Consider the following 14,861-nt stretch of genomic DNA (forward strand, 5'->3'; position numbering starts at 1 on the left):
ACCCGCTCGCCATGCTACCCTCAACCACGAACCACGAACCACGAACCACGAACCACTAACCCCCAACCACGAACCACTAACCACTAACCACTAACCACTAACCACTAACCACTAACCACTAACCACTAACCACTAATGAATGGTGCAGCCAGCGTACATTCCATCCCCATGTTGCGGGACTTCCGGGCGGCCTTGGCGAATTACGCCGACGAAGCCAGGGAGTCGCAGGCCGTCAACGATATGTCGGTGCGGCGGGGCATCGATTGGTTCCAAAACGATCTGCTCAAACAGTGGCAGAGCGAACTGCGGAAGCGCGAAGAGGCCGTCACCGATGCCCGTGGCGAATACGAACGCTGCCGCATGCAGTCGTTCGGCGATCGCGTGCCCGACTGCACCGATCAAAAGGTCGCCCTGAAGAAAGCCCAACTGCGGCTGGAAGAGGCCCAAGATAAGTTGAAGGCCGTGAAGAAGTGGAGCCGGGTGCTCGAAGAGGAAATGCAAGACTATCAAGGACAATCGCAGCAGCTCGCCGACATGCTGGCCGGCGAAATGCCCAAAGCAATGGCCGAGATGGACCGCTTGCTGAGCGCCCTGGAAGCCTACATCGGCGTGGCCGCACCCATGGCCAGTTCGGAAGTGTCGATGACCAACGAGCCGCCGCAATCGACGGAAGGGGCGAAGTAGGCGAGGGAGTGAGGGAGTGCGGGAGAGACGGGGGAATTTCAAATTGCAAATTGCGAATTGCAAATTGGCAATCGAACGCCGAACAGCAAACGACCAAGGCCCAAGTTGGAAAGGCGTCAGGCGTCAGGCGTCAGGCGTCAGGCGTCAGGCAAACGTCAATTCGAGTATTTCTGAACCCTGAACCCTGAACCCTGAACCCTTTGATGGTGGGCCGGCGCTCGCAAGCTCGCTGGTCCCACCCTACCGCATAGAAAAGGAGACCAACCATGAAACCGGGCGACCTGGCGGCCGGCGCGGGACGTTTGCAAGACGCCACCAAAACCGTCCGCTTGCACTGGGAAGAAACCAAGGAGGTGTGGAACGACGCCCGACGGGTCGACTTCGACACCAAGTATATGGAGCCCATCGAGCCGCAAGTGCGGATGACGCTCGACAAGCTGCGGCGGCTGTCGCAGGTGTTTCATCAGGCTTGCCAGGAATGCACGTAAATGGAATCTGAATTGATCCAACGCCAGCGGCAAATGCTGGCCGACGCCGCCCGACTCGTGGCCGAGCTGGCCGACAACCGCACCGAAACGCAACTCGAAGCCAAACTGGCCGCCTCGGAAGAAGAGCACCAGCGGGCTCGCCAGGCAATCGAGGCCCAGCGCAAGGCGGAGTTGGATGCGGCCGAAGCGGAATACCAGTCGGAACGCGACCGCCTGACCGCCGCCGCACAGAAGGCGATCGGCGAGATCGAATCGGCCTACCGCCAGACCAGCGAAACGGCCACCGCCGAATGGCAGCAAGAGCAGACCGAGGCCGAGCGGATCAAGGAAGACTCTCATTTCGAGATGACCGGCGTCCACGAGGCCGGCAAGAACAACCTCAAAGCCAAGTACGGCGATCTGGAAAACGGCACCGATTCGACCGCCATCGGCATCGAGTCGCGGCGCAAAGAAGTGAAGCAGCTTCTCGCGGTCCACGGGCAAGAGGGCCTGACCGAGCAGCCGGGCCAGCCCCTCGGCCAGTTGCCCGCCAACGTCAATCCGCAGCAGGCGATCGAAGAAGCCTTCAAGGTGGCCGACGCCAAGATGGCAGAGCTGCGGGCGGTGAAGAAGCCCAAGGCCGTCATGGCACTGGTGATCTTCTTCGTGGTCGCAGCGGCGGTGGCGGCGGGTGTGGGCGTGGCGACCAAATGGAATCCGCTGATGATGGGCGGCGCCGGCACGGTCGCCGGGCTGGTGATCGCGCTGATCACGTTCGTCGCCATGCGCTCCAGCGTGCAGGGCCGCGTGGTGGCCGCGTATCAACCGCTGGCCTACGCGCTCGATTATGCCGATCTGGCCCGCAAGCGGTGGCAGCAGATCGCCGGCGAGACCTATCGCCGCGAAAGCACCGCGCTCGATCAGCGGCGGCAGCGCGACGACGCCAAGGCCGAGGAACTCTGCCGCACGCGCGTCGACAAGGCGGTCAAGCAGCGCGACGAGCTGATCGCCAAGGCCCAGCGGCGGTACGACAAGCAGATGGCCGAAGTGACGCAGCGCCGCGACGCCGCCCTGGAAAAGATCGAAAGCGGGATCAAACGCCGCCGCAAGGAGATACCCGCCAAGTTCGACGAGCAACTGCACGCGCTCGGGGAGAATCATCGTCATGCGACGCAAGAGTGCCGCAAGACGATCGAGAACACCAAGCAGCGCCGGCTGGACCGCTGGCACGAGGGCGTGGCCCGGCTGCAAAGCGAAGCGGCCGACGTCAACGCGCAGTGCGGCGAGCTGTTTCCCGATTGGCAGTTCATTGTTTCGCCGGAATGGAAGGCTCCCACCAAGCTGCCGCCGGTCGTTCGGCTCGGCCAGTGGCAAGCGGCTCCGGAGCAGTTCGACGACAAGCCGCGGGTCGAAGACGACTCGGCGCCCGTGCTCGACGATCTGAGCGCCCACCGGAAAAAGGAGGAGGCCGACGGCAGCGGCGGTCTGCGTTTGCCGGTGCTCAAGCAGCCGGCGCTGGTCACGTTTCCCGATCACAGCTCGATGCTGTTCAAGGGACAGGGCAAGGCGCGGGACGAGGCGATCGGCATCATGCAGGCGGCCATGTTGCGGCTGGCGACGACGATTCCGCCCGGCAAGGCGCGGTTCGTGGTGGTCGATCCGATCGGCCTGGGTCAGAATTTCGCGGCCTTCATGCATCTGGGCGATTTCGACGAGCAGTTGATCGGCGCCCGAATCTGGACCGAGTCGAGCCAAATCGAGCAGCGGCTGGCCGACCTGACCGAGCAGATGGAGGTGGTGATCCAAAAGTATCTCCGCAACGAGTTCGAGACGATCGAGGCTTATAACGAAGCGGCGGGCGAAGTGGCCGAGCCGTTCCGCTTTCTGGTGATCGCCAATTTTCCGGCCAACTTCAGCGAGGCGGCCTGCCGGCGGTTGTTGAGCATCGTCTCCAGTGGAGCGCGGTGCGGCGTCCACACGCTGATCAGCGTCGATACCAAGCTGCAATTGCCGCAGGGCTTCAAGCTGCCCGACCTGGAGCAGCACTGTACGAACTTCGTCTGGCAAGACGACCGCTACGTGTGGAAAGAACCGGAGTTCGGGCGGCTGTCCTTGACGCTCGATCGGGCGCCGCCGGGCGACGTGTTCACCGACGTGGTCCGCCGCGTGGGCGACGCGGCCAAGAACGCCAGCCGCGTCGAGGTGCCCTTCGCGGTCATCGCCCCCAAGGACGACGAATGGTGGAAAGCCACCACCAACAGGGGCATTCGCGTGGCGCTCGGTCCGGCCGGCGCCACCAAGCATCAGTTCCTGGAACTGGGCCGCGGCACGGCACAGCACGTGCTCGTCGCCGGCAAGACCGGATCGGGCAAATCGACCTTGTTGCACACGCTGATCACCAACCTGGCGCTCACCTACAGCCCCGAGGAGTTGGAGCTGTACCTGATCGACTTCAAGAAGGGCGTCGAGTTCAAGACCTACGCCACCTACCGGCTGCCGCACGCGCGGGTCGTGTCGGTGGAGAGCGACCGCGAGTTCGGTCTGAGCGTGCTGCAACGGCTCGACGTCGAGTTGCGCGTGCGTGGCGAGAAGTTCCGCGACGCCGGCGCCCAGGACGTGGCCGGCTATCGCCGCAACACCGGGCAGCAACTTTCGCGTATTTTGCTGATCATCGACGAGTTTCAGGAGTTCTTCGTCGAAGACGACAAGCTGGCCCAGGAAGTGGGCCTGTTGTTCGACCGCCTGGTGCGTCAGGGCCGTGCCTTCGGCATGCACGTGCTGCTCGGTTCGCAGACGTTGGGCGGGGCCTATTCGCTGGCCCGCACCACGTTGGGCCAGATGGGCGTGCGCATCGCATTGCAGTGCAGCGACGCCGACGCGCATTTGATTCTCAGCGAAGAGAACCAGGCCGCACGGCTGCTGTCGCGTCCCGGCGAGGCGATCTACAACGACGCGGGCGGCTTGCCCGACGCCAACCATCCCTTCCAGGTGGCGTATTTGCCGGATGAAGACAAGGAGCGTTGGCACGAGCGGATTCGGGCTTTTGTGCGCCAAGAGCGCGACGGCACGCAGTATCCGCTGATCGTGTTCGAAGGCAACGTGCCCGGCCAGCTCGATAAGAATCTCGCGCTCGACGAGTTGCTGCGTGCGCCGAGTTGGCCGCTCGATTCGAAGATGCCGGCCACGGCCTGGCTGGGCGATCCGGTGGCGATCAAGGAGCCGACGGCGGCTGTGCTGCGGCGGCAGAGCGGGCAAAACCTGCTGCTGATTGGCCAGAACGACATGCAGGCCCTGGCCATTCTGGCCGCCGCTCAGATCAGCCTGGCGGCGCAATTTCCGCCGGCTTCGGGCGAACAGCCGGGCACGCGGTTCTTCGTGCTCGACGGCACTCCGCCCGAACACGCCAACGCGGGCACCTTCGAGCGGGTGGCCAAGGCCCTGCCGCACGAGACGCGCCTGGGCATGCAGCGCGACACGGTGGCGATCGTCAAGCAGGTGGCCGAAGAGGTTGCCCGACGCCAGCAAGAGAACCTGACCGATCTGCCGGCCTGGTATTTGATCGTCCACGACTTGCAGCGTTTCCGCGAGCTGCGTAAGAAGGAAGACGATTTCGGTTTTTCGCGGGGCGAAGAGCAGACGCCTTCGCAGCAGCTTGTGTCGATCATGCGCGAGGGGCCGAACTTGGGCATTCACGTGCTGGCCTGGTGCGACGGCGTGACGAACATGCAGCGCACCTTCGACCGGCAGGCGCTGCGCGAAGTCGAGCTGCGGGTGCTGTTCCAGATGAGTCCGAACGATTCCAGCGCGCTGATCGATTCGCCGGTCGCCAGCCGTCTGGGCGAGCAGCGGGCGTTGTTCCACAGCGAAGAGCTGGGCAAGCTCGAAAAGTTCCGGCCTTATGAGTTGCCGCCGGCCGAGTGGCTCGACTGGGTCGGCCAGCAGTTCCGTTCACGTCCGCTGGCTCCGGTGGTTCCAGCGGCAACCGCCGGGGCCGACGGCGACAGCCAGCCGCCGGTGACTGCCGTTCCCCTCGGTGCGAACGGCGATTCCGCGGCCGCAGCCGCACCGGCGGCCGTTCAACCCAACGGCGATGCCAAGCCGAACGGCGACGGGCATGCCGCGGGGGAAGAGCGCGAAGCGGTGTTGGAGCGAAGCTCAGATGAGCCGGAAGCGGTGGGGTGAAGGCGACGTTATATGGTAAAGCATCGCGCGACAGCGGCTAAGCGAGGATTCCTTCGGCTTCCCGTCGTCTCCGCTGGCGCAGAGCATCTCGTCATGGGCTATCTAATGCGCCGCAACATCCTCGCGTATAAAGCGCCTCCAAATAATGAGGGCTATGATCTGATCTGCATCCACCCGGATCCGCGCCATCGGCCGTCAAGGACCGAGCTGCCCCAGGTTCGCGTTCAAGTCAAGAGCCGCTATGCCACTGACTGCGATCGAGGATTTCCTGTCAAAGAGACCAGCTTCGACGCTTTCGATTTTGTCGTCGTGGCCTTCTTGAACATTGGCAAGTTTGGCGGAGCGTACAATGGCACGGAGGGGGCCAAAGAACCCGATTTCTACACGCTTTCGCAGGATTTCATACGGCGGCATCATGACGCCACGTCGTCATGGCAAAAGGTGAGGCTCCGCAAGGCCGAGATCGAAGCGTTCAAGAACGAGGCAGGATTTGAATTAATCGCGGAAAAGCTGGGGATATCCAAGCCGACGAAGGCGCGCGGCATAATGGCCGTCGGTCGCCGACGAATCGCAGAAAGGAATGGCCATGATTGATGCCGTCACCCAAAAGCGGCTTTGCGTATCGACCGAGGGCGCTTTTGCTCCTTTTGTAGTTGTGCCGCTCAACCAGCTAGACACGGTCCTTGCCGCCCTTGACGCGAACAAGCTTTCCTATCGGCTCGACGACGAAGTAATGTCGGTCGATGGAAAGCCGGAAGTTGCTTTCGTCAACCTTGAGCGCGGCAGTGATCCCGTGAGCGTTCAGCGGATATTAGACAACATTCCGTAAGGGATGAGATGAGGTTGCGGAAATCGTAAGGCATGGCACGCAGTCCAGATGACCTTCCCGCGACGGGAACGCCAGGTTCAACAGGAGAGAAACGGGACGCAAACGGCAACGTCATCCAGCGGCGTTTTTACGGTCTTGACGGTCGCGCCGTCAAAAACATCGACTATGGCCACGACCACATCGGGGCGGGCGATCCGCACGCTCACGACTGGGACTGGTCGAAGAAACCGGCGAGACGGCCAGCACGAGCATTGAGGCCAGGAGAATAGTATGAGCACAGCCTCGCAGTACACCGCTGGTTGGATTGGCACAACCATCCACAATTTCTTGTCGGACCTTGAACCCGCGACGGCGATCGCCTATGCGCTGATTACTTGCCTGGACAGTTCTGTTGATCTGGCGCCCGTCGTCGAGCGCAACGCCGCGCTGCGTGAGCTGCGGAAGCGCGGCGAGTTGCACCTGCTGGGCAAAGGGTTCTTCTTGAAGACGCGCGGTCTCCTCAAGCTCAATCGAGAATCAAGATTGTTTTTCGGCTTCGATGAGCTTTGGCTGTGTTCGCGGGCGCCTGTGGCTCCGAAGCCGGACGACCTCTTTATCACCGGTCCCGACCGGATTTCCGATCAGGCATTAGATCGTCTATCTTTGTGGATGCCGCACAACCACTGCTCTCTCGCGCTTGGTGACGGAACGGGCATGAACTTCTGTGCCAAGCTAACCGGCATAGCCAAATACGTCGTCGAGGCGCTGACCGAATCAGCGACTCGATAACCAGCGAGCCTGCGAGCGCCGGCCATCGGCGCGACTCAATGGTGGGCCGGCGCTCGTAAGCCCGCTCGCTTCCACCCTACGATTTAGCCGTCTCGAATCCCCGGCAGAGGCGGCCGGAATAGCCCTTTGCAACCAACTGGTTTCCGCAGAGAATAAATGAGGCTCTCCTTGATTCTCAGCCCCCTCACAATGGCACGGGAAGAATTCATCCAAAATCTGCGACACACGTTGTCGCTTGCGGCCCCGTCGGTCGAGGCCGATACCGCGCACTTGAATGCCGCCGAACGAGCCCGGATGATTTTTAGCGCGGACGAATGGCTCAAGCCGGAAAGCGTCGAGGGCTTCAGCGTCGACGACTTCGCGGGGCTCGATGCATCGTCACGAAAACGGCTCGTTGCGGCCGTGAAGGGGTTCGCTGCGATGGCGGCTGCCGTGAACGGCGCTGCGGACGGCGCAGCGAATCAGGCTCAAGACGCTTGGGACAAGCTGCAGGAGATCATTGAAATCATTCGGCCTTCGGTGCAGGCCGAATGGTCCGCCCAAGTCGAGTCGCTCGTCAACCAGGCGGCCGACTGGTGCCAGCAGCGCGAGTGGATTGCCAAGACCAAGAAAAAACACCTTAAAGACAAATTGATCGGCGAATACGACCTTCCGCAGCTTCACTTTTATGATGGAGAAAACCACCTCCTTTTGGATCCGATCGCTCGTTTCGCGCCAGGCACTTCGGGGCTGGTCGACTTGGCGCTGTTGCCCGTATTTGATTCGATGATGGTGGCACGGATCGGCGGAGATTGGTACATTCGCCCGGATTACGGTCAGGGCCGCCGCCGGAAGTGGTCTGAGGCCTCGTTCGTCGACGCTGTCCAGCGTCTAAGTACGCGCGAATGAAGCAATTGATTCGCACCTCAGTTGGCTTCCCCTGGATTGGTAACCCATGCTCAAACACCAGCTCCTGCATCCCCAAATCAACGAAGTGCTCGGCCGGGCGGGGCACCATGCCAAGGTGCTCATCGCCGACGGCAACTATCCGGCCTCGACCAAACGCGGTCCCAACGCCGAACTGGTTTGCCTTAACCTCATGCCCGGCGTGGTGAACTGCACGCAAGTGCTGAAGGCGATTCTTTCGGCGGTGCCGATCGACGGCGTCAACACCATGATGTACACGCCCGACGATCCGTATACGCTGGACCGCGACCCGCCGGTCTGGGACGAATATCGCGAAGTGATTCGGGCGGCCGGCTTGAACGTGAGCCTGGAACCGATCGCCAAGTGGGATTTTTACGAGGCCGTCGAGACGCCCGACCATGTTCTCACGATCCAGACCGCCGATCAGCAGCGATTTGCCAACCTGCTGCTGTCGATCGGCGTGCGGATGGAATGACAAGGCACTATGCCACCTACCATCGACGCGCATCAGCACTTTTGGCGGCTCGACCAGCCGGCGCCATTCAACTACACCTGGCTCAATGCGCCGCGGAACGCCGCCATCCGCCGCGACTTTTTGCCCGAACAGCTTGAACCGCAGTTGCGGGCCGCGGGCATCGACAAGTCGATCTTGGTGCAGACGCAACATAATCTGGCCGAGAACCGCTGGGCGCTGGGGCTGGCCGAACGGCACGAGTTTATCGCGGGCGTCGTCGGCTGGATCGACTTGGCCAGCGACGACTGCGAACGGCAGTTGCGCGAATTCGAAGACCACCCCAAGTTCGTCGGCGTCCGCCATGTCACGCAGGACGAACCCGACGACGATTTCATCGTTCGCGAAGACGTGCTGCGCGGACTGAAAGTGCTGGAGCAGCGCGCAGTGCCGTTCGATTTGCTGTTTTACGTCAAGCACCTGCGGCATGTGCCGGCGCTGGCCACGCACGCGCCGGAGCTGGCGATGGCGATCGACCATCTCTCGAAGCCGCACATCAAAGACCGCCGCACCGACGATTGGCTGCCGAGTTTCAAGGCGGCCGCGAAGTTTCCCAACGTTTACTGCAAGCTCTCCGGCATGATTACGGAGGCCGATTGGCGGCGTTGGACGGCCGATGATCTGAAGCCCTACGTCCAGGCCGCGTTGGAGCTGTTCGGCCCGGAGCGGCTGATGTTCGGATCCGATTGGCCGGTCTGCGAGCTGGCCGGCACGTATCAGCAAGTATTCGAGGCCCTCAACGAAGCGCTGGGGCCGTTGAGCGCGCACGAGCGACAGGCCATCTTCGGCGGCACCGCGGGTTGCTTTTATCAATTGCCGCGTTGACACCTGGACATCCTGGGCCGGCGCTTGACCGCTGCAACGAACGTAAGGTGGGACCAGCGAGCTTGCGAGCGCCGGCCCACCGATAGCGACGTCGTTTACGGTGGGCCGGCGCTCGCAAGCTCGCTGGTCCCACCCTACGACGGAGGGCAGCCGCACGACATTTGCGGCACGACCACGCGCAGGGCACTTGGCGCGACCTCAATCACGACCGGGGCAAAGTCGGCCGCTTCGCCGTCGATTTCCATCGGCACCGGACCGGTCGAGGTGAGCGCGATCCGCCGAGCGCGGCCATAACGCACGTCGCCGCGCTGGCGGTGCCGTTTCAGCCATACGCTCAGGGCGTATTTCATCAGCGGCAGGTTGCCGGGCTTCTCGAAGACGATCCAGTCGAGCACGCCGTCGTGCGGGTTGGCGTCGTAGGCCAGCGGCAAGCGGTTGGCATACTGCGGCATGTTGAACACCATGCACAAAGCACCGCGCATGCTCTGGCCATCGGCGTCCACATCGAACAAGGGATAGCGATAACGCCAGGCGGAGGCCAACATGGGGGCCGCATAGCTCACGCTGCGCACGCGGCGCAGGCCCGCCTCGTGCTGCCGCCAGTGGGCCAGCCGGTGGGCGGCGTCGCCGTCGAAGCCGGCGCTGGCCACGATGGCAAACAGCCGGTCTCCCGCCCGGCCCAGGTCCATCGTCCGCGTGCGGCCCGCGGCCAGCACCGCCGCGGCGTGCGCCGGCTCAGAACAGCAGCCGAATTGCCGTGAAAACAGGTTCTCGTTGCCCAAAGGAAAGTGGAACACCGGCAGCCGGTTTTGCAGGTTGATCACGCGGTTCAGCGTGCCGTCGCCGCCGGCGGCCACGACTGCCCGGTATCGCTCGGCAGCCAAGGGGTCGGTGCCCACCTCGGCCAGTTCGCCAAGCTCCCAAACGATGCGCGGTTCGAGCTGCCGCTCGATCAGCGCGGCCGACAATGCGGCAACGCAAGTGCGGTTTTCCTTCGCACCGCTATAGGGATTGGCCACGATGATGACGCCGGGAGGCAATGGGCCTTGGTCGTGGGGAGCGTCACTCATGCAAAGTCGCGACGGAACGAGTGTCGAGTGAAACTTAAAATTCGGTCCGCGGCGATCGAGAACAACCCGGCCCGCCGCCAATCATCCAAGTTTACCGAGCGTCAGGCGGGCCTGGCAGCCGTGCCACGGTGCGCGGCGTGCCAGAGTCGTTTGCCCGTGGCTCTACAATCCAATTGGGTGTGGCGAAGACGCTGGTCGAACGCGACCAGCCGAGCCGGAGGTGGGCGAGGACCGGAGCCGCACAATGGGTCCGACGGCTTTGGGAATCTCGCAGCCTAGTGGTCGGGGGTCGAGTCCAATCGACGCCCACGTCCTCCAACCGTGGGCGACCCCGGCCCCGGCATTCATACATACTGCACGCGGTGGTCGTTGAAACAAATAGCGGTGGCTGGGGCAGAGCCGCGCGATGGACCAGTTCCCCTGTTAGCGCTCTGCCGCGGCGATGCCCCGGTAGCGCCACCACCGGGGCATCGCTGGCCGACGTAGCGTTTTTGATGATTGCCGGGTCGTTCTCGGCCAGCTTCTGCCCGGGCCACCGAAAATGTCTCATTGCCGAGCGCGTGCAATCTAACCCATGCTCGCCTGGCCCAGGATTTTGCGTAAGCAAGTCATGCCGATCTCGCCGAATTGCCGGGCCGGCACTTGCCAAATCTGCGGGTTCATCAGCTCCAACGAGACGTAGCCGTCGTAGCCGATCGTCCGCAGCGCGTCGAGGACCGGCTGCAACTGATAGTCGCCGTCGCCGGGCAAAATGCGGTCGGCGTCGCCGGCGAACTCGCGCGGCGTGCCGGCGATGTCGCAAAGCTGCACGTGGAACAGGTTTTCGCGCGTCAGATAAGCGAGGTCTTCCGCCTTGCTGGGGCCGGCATAGTAATGAAACACGTCGAAGCAGAGACCGAGATGCGGCGAACCGGTTTCGTTGACCAGTGCCGCCGCCGTCTGCAGGTTGTTGCCGAAAGTGGCCGACGCTTGGAATTCCAGCGCCAGCCGGACGCCTTGCTCGCCTGCCCGGACGGCAGCCTGAGTGAGCGATGCCTGCACGCGCTCGAGGTCTTGCTGGGCGAGCGGCCCCATCACATCGCAGGCCACCACCAGCGTGCCGATTTCGAGCTTTCGCAAGAGCGTCAATCGCCTGGAAAAATGCTCCCAATGCTCGCGACGGGCATCACCCTGACTGACGAGCAGCCCGCCTTGAAAGCTGGCCACCGGCGCGGCCATCTGCTGCTCGTCGAGCAAGCGTCGCACGTCATCGAGCGAGTGCGTTTCCAGGTAGGTTTCCAGCTTTCCCAGCCAGATTTCCACCGCCCGGCAGGCGCCGGCCGCGTAGTCTTCGATGTCCTTGTCGAAGGGCGAGTTGAGCGAACAGACCTGGCTGATGGCGGGCTTCATGGGGAATTTTGGATTTTGGATTTTGGATTTGAGATTTCACGAGTAATGCTTCCGCCTCAATCCAAAATCCAAAATCCAAAATTGCCGGAATGGTGGGCCGGCGCTCGCAAGCTCGCTGGCCCCACCCTACGTTTTGGCCCTCAGTTTCTCCTGGGCCGCCAGCTCGGCCTCGATCCAGGCTTCCAGCTCGTCCCAATCGACGGGCGGCAGACGGCAGAGGTCGGGCCGCAATTTGGCCGCGCCGCGAATGTAGACGTGCTGGATTTCGGCCAGTGACTTCGATGTGTTCCAGTGAATCAAAATCCGCACGCACCGCGGCAGCGAGCCGGGCACGCTGATCTCGTGCGTACACAACAGGGGCACATCGAGCCAGCCAAGCTGCCGCGCGGCCAGGGCCGGAAACTCGGCGTCCAGGTCCGTCGTGGTCGTGAAGATGGCGCTGGCCACGTCTTCATGCTCGATCCCGTTCAAGCGGACCATCAACGTCCAAAGCTGCTGCGTGGCCTTCAGCAGCTCTTCGCGCGTATTGTGCTCGACGGTCGTCGCGCCGCGCACCCCACGACAGCGGATACGTCGGTCATCGCTCATTCCAGTAGATCTTGATGTTGTGCGACTGCCGCCCGACCGCCACGATGTCGTTGCGGCCGTCGCCGTTGAAATCGGCCACGGTCAGGTCTTCGATATTGACACCGCCCTGGTCGACAAGCTGCCGCTGCCAACGCTGGCCCCGCTCCTGCGGATCGTAAATCCGCAAGCCGCAACGCACCGAATCGCTCTTGTCGTCGCGCACGCCGACGATCAGCTCGTCGTCAACGTCGTCGTCCAGGTTGGCGCACCAGACCGCGTGGCCCCACTTCAAATCGGAATCGAGCACGTTGCGGTCCCAGAGCGGCTGGGCGGCGTCCTTCGGCCGGGTATAGACAACGACCTGGAAGCCGTGCCAAGGCTCGATGGTGGCGATGTAGTCGCTGCCGCCGGCGATGCGGCCATGTTTGATCTCGCTGGCGCCGCGGGCTTCGGGGTTGTCTTGGTTCCCCGCTCCAATCGGCCGGCTCTTCCACGTGCCATCAGCCTTGCGCTTCAAGAGCGTGACGCCCTCGAAACTGGCCATGAGAATATCGGTCTGCCCGTCGCGGTCGAGATCGGTGGGCCAGAGATTGTGCGCCACGTGCAGCTCCTCATTGATCACCTGCGGCTGCCAGGCATCGTGGACCGGATCGGCCGGAATCTTATACGCCAAGAGTCGCAAAGGCGTCTCCATCCACAGCGGCTTGGTGGAGTTGCGGCCCATCATCGGCGCGACGAGCAACTCTTTGCGGCCGTCGCCGTCGAGATCGGCCCAGCGCATGCGGTGCGTGGTCGGTTGTTCGCCGATGGGGTGTACTTGCCAGCGGCCGTCGGCGGAAGTGCCGCGCGAAATCCACTGGATGGTGCCGCCCGTGCGCGTGTCGATCGGCCGCCAGTCGGCGCCCAGAGCGAAGTCGATTTGGCCGTCGCCGTCGATGTCGTAGGGTGCGATGCAGACGTTGTCGCGCTTGGTCTGATCTTGAATGAGCGTGTGGACTTTCCACGACGGGTTTTCCAGCCATAGGACGCGGTTGGTATCGACCACGACGATGTCGGTGCGGCCGTCGGCGTTCATATCGACCACCGTCACCGCATAGCCGACCTCCAGCCGTTCCGGAAGCTGCTCGGCCCGCAAGCGTATTTCAGCGGCTGCGCTGACTGCGGTTAGAAAAACGCCGCCGATCAGCGCAACCGCGGAGCACGCCGTCCGCCATTTCTCATCCCTCATCTCTCATCCCTCATCTCTCATCATTTCTCGACCACATACAGTGCTTCGAACGTGCGGATATAAATACGCCCTCCCGAGACCGCCAGCGACGACGAAATCGGCTCCTGCATGTCGTTCGACGCCAGAATCTCGAACTTGGGGCCGGCCTTCACCACGGTGATTACGCCGCCGCGGGCAGTCAAGTAGATATTACCGTCGGCGTAGAGCGGCGATGCCCGATAACGGTCGGAATGCGCCCGTTCCTGGTAAATCTCCTTGCCGCTTTTGGCGTCCATGCAGATCAGCACGCCGTTCTCGCGGCAGAGATAGACCAGGCCATCCACGACCAGCGGCGAGGGTACGTCGGGCGTGTTCTGCGCCCGCACCCAACGATGGCCCTTGGACGAATCGGAAATGTCGCCCTGAGCGTCGGGCCGCAGTCCGAGCACGGGGCCGTTCTTGGCGGAGGGCACCACAATCAGGCCCGGCACCGCCACCGGCGAGGCCACGAAACGCAACGTGGGGTTGTACGTGCCCTTCGGGTTCAGTCCGCCACAGCGCCACAATTCGCGGCCGTCGTCCAGGCTATGTGCCACGATGTAGTCGCAGCCGTGCGAGAGCAAAAATGCCCGTTGCTCGTCGCGGTAAAGCACGGGCGAGGCATACGAGTGTTCGCACTCGGAGTGGGCATCGCTCCGGCGTTCGTGCCTCCAGATTTCTTTGCCCGTTGATTTATCGAGGGCCACGACCAGCGCCGCCTTGCTGTGCAGCAATTGCAGGTAGAGCCGGTCGCCGTCGAGCACGGGCGTGCTGGTCAGGCCAAAGGCGATGTCGAACTTGCCAAAAACCTGCTGCAGGTCTTCCTTCCAGACTTCCTTGCCGGAAAAATCATAGCAGCCAAGCACGCCGTTGGCGAAAAACACCCATACGTGCTCACCGTCGGTGACGGGCGAGGGCGAGGCCGAGTTCCCTTCGTCGCCGCGGACGGTGCGGTCGCCACTGGTGACCGTTTGCCGCCAGCGTTCGGTGCCATCGGTGCCGACACACAACAGCAGCAAATCGCCGTTGGGCGTGGCACTGGTGACGAAGATCGAGTCGTCCCAGACGATCGGCGTAGCGCCCGCCGGGCCCGGCAAGGGCAACCGCCAGGCGATGTTTTCGGTCTTGCTCCAGTTGACGGGCAAATCGCTTTCATGGCTGATGCCGTCGTTCTTCGGGCCGCGCCACTGCGGCCAGTTTTCGGCCGAGGCGGCCGTGGCCGTCAGCACGCACGTCAGTGCCAGTAGCAACTTCTTCACGGTGATGGTTCTCCGCATCGAGGTTTTCGCCTGCCAATATCCGGGTCCGAATCATGGTTTAATGTGGCGGAACGGACTAGGGAGGTCAAGAAGGGCAGGTGCAATACACCCAGGCCACGGATCGGTCTTTCAGAACGCGCAGCGCGCTGCGCGGAGAC

15 protein-coding genes are annotated in these 14,861 nt (G+C 62.8%); 9 read left to right on the top strand and 6 right to left on the bottom strand.

Going from position 1 to position 14,861, the window contains the following annotated elements; translation table 11 throughout:
- Positions 1-135 precede the first annotated feature (135 nt).
- The 5 genes from VNH11_15490 to VNH11_15510 all read left to right on the top strand — a co-directional run bounded on the left by VNH11_15490 (position 136) and on the right by VNH11_15510 (position 6,162).
- Entirely contained in the window at positions 136-684 is a 549-nt protein-coding gene (locus tag VNH11_15490; GenBank protein HVA47771.1) for a hypothetical protein, read from the top strand.
- A gap of 266 nt (positions 685-950) precedes the next feature.
- A complete protein-coding gene (locus VNH11_15495) occupies positions 951-1,172 on the top strand; it encodes a hypothetical protein (protein ID HVA47772.1) in 222 nt (73 codons plus the stop codon).
- On the top strand, positions 1,173-5,333 hold the full coding sequence (locus tag VNH11_15500) for an FtsK/SpoIIIE domain-containing protein (GenBank protein HVA47773.1): 4,161 nt from the start codon (positions 1,173-1,175) through the stop codon (positions 5,331-5,333).
- Between the two features lie 12 nt (positions 5,334-5,345).
- The gene (locus VNH11_15505) at positions 5,346-5,927 is read left to right on the top strand and encodes a hypothetical protein (protein ID HVA47774.1); all 582 of its coding nucleotides are present in this window, start codon (positions 5,346-5,348) and stop codon (positions 5,925-5,927) included.
- The gene (locus VNH11_15510) at positions 5,920-6,162 is read left to right on the top strand and encodes a hypothetical protein (protein HVA47775.1); all 243 of its coding nucleotides are present in this window, start codon (positions 5,920-5,922) and stop codon (positions 6,160-6,162) included. The genes VNH11_15505 and VNH11_15510 overlap by 8 nt, the downstream gene beginning before the upstream one ends.
- A gap of 77 nt (positions 6,163-6,239) precedes the next feature.
- Here the strand turns inward: VNH11_15510 and VNH11_15515 are convergent, their stop codons facing one another.
- Positions 6,240-6,368 (bottom strand): hypothetical protein, encoded by a 129-nt coding sequence (locus VNH11_15515; protein HVA47776.1) that lies wholly within the window; start codon positions 6,366-6,368, stop codon positions 6,240-6,242.
- A 64-nt stretch (positions 6,369-6,432) separates the two neighbouring features.
- Between VNH11_15515 and VNH11_15520 the strand changes: the two genes are divergently transcribed.
- From VNH11_15520 to VNH11_15535, 4 genes are all read left to right on the top strand, one after another.
- Positions 6,433-6,930 (top strand): hypothetical protein, encoded by a 498-nt coding sequence (locus VNH11_15520; GenBank protein ID HVA47777.1) that lies wholly within the window; start codon positions 6,433-6,435, stop codon positions 6,928-6,930.
- A 156-nt stretch (positions 6,931-7,086) separates the two neighbouring features.
- Complete coding sequence (locus VNH11_15525) at positions 7,087-7,818, top strand: hypothetical protein (GenBank protein HVA47778.1); 732 nt, start codon at positions 7,087-7,089, stop codon at positions 7,816-7,818.
- Between the two features lie 46 nt (positions 7,819-7,864).
- Positions 7,865-8,311 carry an RbsD/FucU family protein gene (locus VNH11_15530; protein ID HVA47779.1) on the top strand — a complete coding sequence of 149 codons (447 nt, stop codon included), beginning with the start codon at positions 7,865-7,867 and terminating at the stop codon, positions 8,309-8,311.
- Between the two features lie 9 nt (positions 8,312-8,320).
- Entirely contained in the window at positions 8,321-9,172 is an 852-nt protein-coding gene (locus tag VNH11_15535; protein ID HVA47780.1) for an amidohydrolase family protein, read from the top strand.
- Between the two features lie 134 nt (positions 9,173-9,306).
- Here the strand turns inward: VNH11_15535 and VNH11_15540 are convergent, their stop codons facing one another.
- From VNH11_15540 to VNH11_15560, 5 genes are all read right to left on the bottom strand, one after another.
- Entirely contained in the window at positions 9,307-10,242 is a 936-nt protein-coding gene (locus VNH11_15540) for a diacylglycerol kinase family protein (protein HVA47781.1), read from the bottom strand.
- A gap of 567 nt (positions 10,243-10,809) precedes the next feature.
- Positions 10,810-11,631 carry a sugar phosphate isomerase/epimerase gene (locus VNH11_15545; protein ID HVA47782.1) on the bottom strand — a complete coding sequence of 274 codons (822 nt, stop codon included), beginning with the start codon at positions 11,629-11,631 and terminating at the stop codon, positions 10,810-10,812.
- Positions 11,632-11,757: 126 nt separating this feature from the next.
- Positions 11,758-12,219 carry a chorismate mutase gene (gene aroH, locus VNH11_15550; GenBank protein HVA47783.1) on the bottom strand — a complete coding sequence of 154 codons (462 nt, stop codon included), beginning with the start codon at positions 12,217-12,219 and terminating at the stop codon, positions 11,758-11,760.
- Positions 12,209-13,426: a VCBS repeat-containing protein gene (locus VNH11_15555; protein HVA47784.1), complete on the bottom strand. Its 1,218-nt coding sequence runs from the start codon at positions 13,424-13,426 to the stop codon at positions 12,209-12,211. Before VNH11_15555 ends, aroH begins: the two co-directional genes overlap by 11 nt.
- Before the next feature lie 20 nt (positions 13,427-13,446).
- Positions 13,447-14,703: a PQQ-binding-like beta-propeller repeat protein gene (locus tag VNH11_15560; protein HVA47785.1), complete on the bottom strand. Its 1,257-nt coding sequence runs from the start codon at positions 14,701-14,703 to the stop codon at positions 13,447-13,449.
- Positions 14,704-14,861 lie beyond the last annotated feature (158 nt).

It is taken from the genome of Pirellulales bacterium, from assembly GCA_035533075.1.
In the GTDB taxonomy this organism is placed as follows: Bacteria; Planctomycetota; Planctomycetia; order Pirellulales; family JAICIG01; genus DASSFG01.

Coding starts and splice junctions, on each gene's coding strand:
- VNH11_15490 (HVA47771.1), top strand. CDS start 136: ATGAATGGTGCAGCCAGCGTACATTCCATCCCCATGTTGCGGGACTTC.
- VNH11_15495 (HVA47772.1), top strand. CDS start 951: ATGAAACCGGGCGACCTGGCGGCCGGCGCGGGACGTTTGCAAGACGCC.
- VNH11_15500 (HVA47773.1), top strand. CDS start 1,173: ATGGAATCTGAATTGATCCAACGCCAGCGGCAAATGCTGGCCGACGCC.
- VNH11_15505 (HVA47774.1), top strand. CDS start 5,346: ATGGTAAAGCATCGCGCGACAGCGGCTAAGCGAGGATTCCTTCGGCTT.
- VNH11_15510 (HVA47775.1), top strand. CDS start 5,920: ATGATTGATGCCGTCACCCAAAAGCGGCTTTGCGTATCGACCGAGGGC.
- VNH11_15520 (HVA47777.1), top strand. CDS start 6,433: ATGAGCACAGCCTCGCAGTACACCGCTGGTTGGATTGGCACAACCATC.
- VNH11_15525 (HVA47778.1), top strand. CDS start 7,087: ATGAGGCTCTCCTTGATTCTCAGCCCCCTCACAATGGCACGGGAAGAA.
- VNH11_15530 (HVA47779.1), top strand. CDS start 7,865: ATGCTCAAACACCAGCTCCTGCATCCCCAAATCAACGAAGTGCTCGGC.
- VNH11_15535 (HVA47780.1), top strand. CDS start 8,321: ATGCCACCTACCATCGACGCGCATCAGCACTTTTGGCGGCTCGACCAG.
- VNH11_15540 (HVA47781.1), bottom strand. CDS start 10,242: ATGAGTGACGCTCCCCACGACCAAGGCCCATTGCCTCCCGGCGTCATC.
- VNH11_15545 (HVA47782.1), bottom strand. CDS start 11,631: ATGAAGCCCGCCATCAGCCAGGTCTGTTCGCTCAACTCGCCCTTCGAC.
- aroH (HVA47783.1), bottom strand. CDS start 12,219: ATGAGCGATGACCGACGTATCCGCTGTCGTGGGGTGCGCGGCGCGACG.
- VNH11_15555 (HVA47784.1), bottom strand. CDS start 13,426: ATGAGGGATGAGAAATGGCGGACGGCGTGCTCCGCGGTTGCGCTGATC.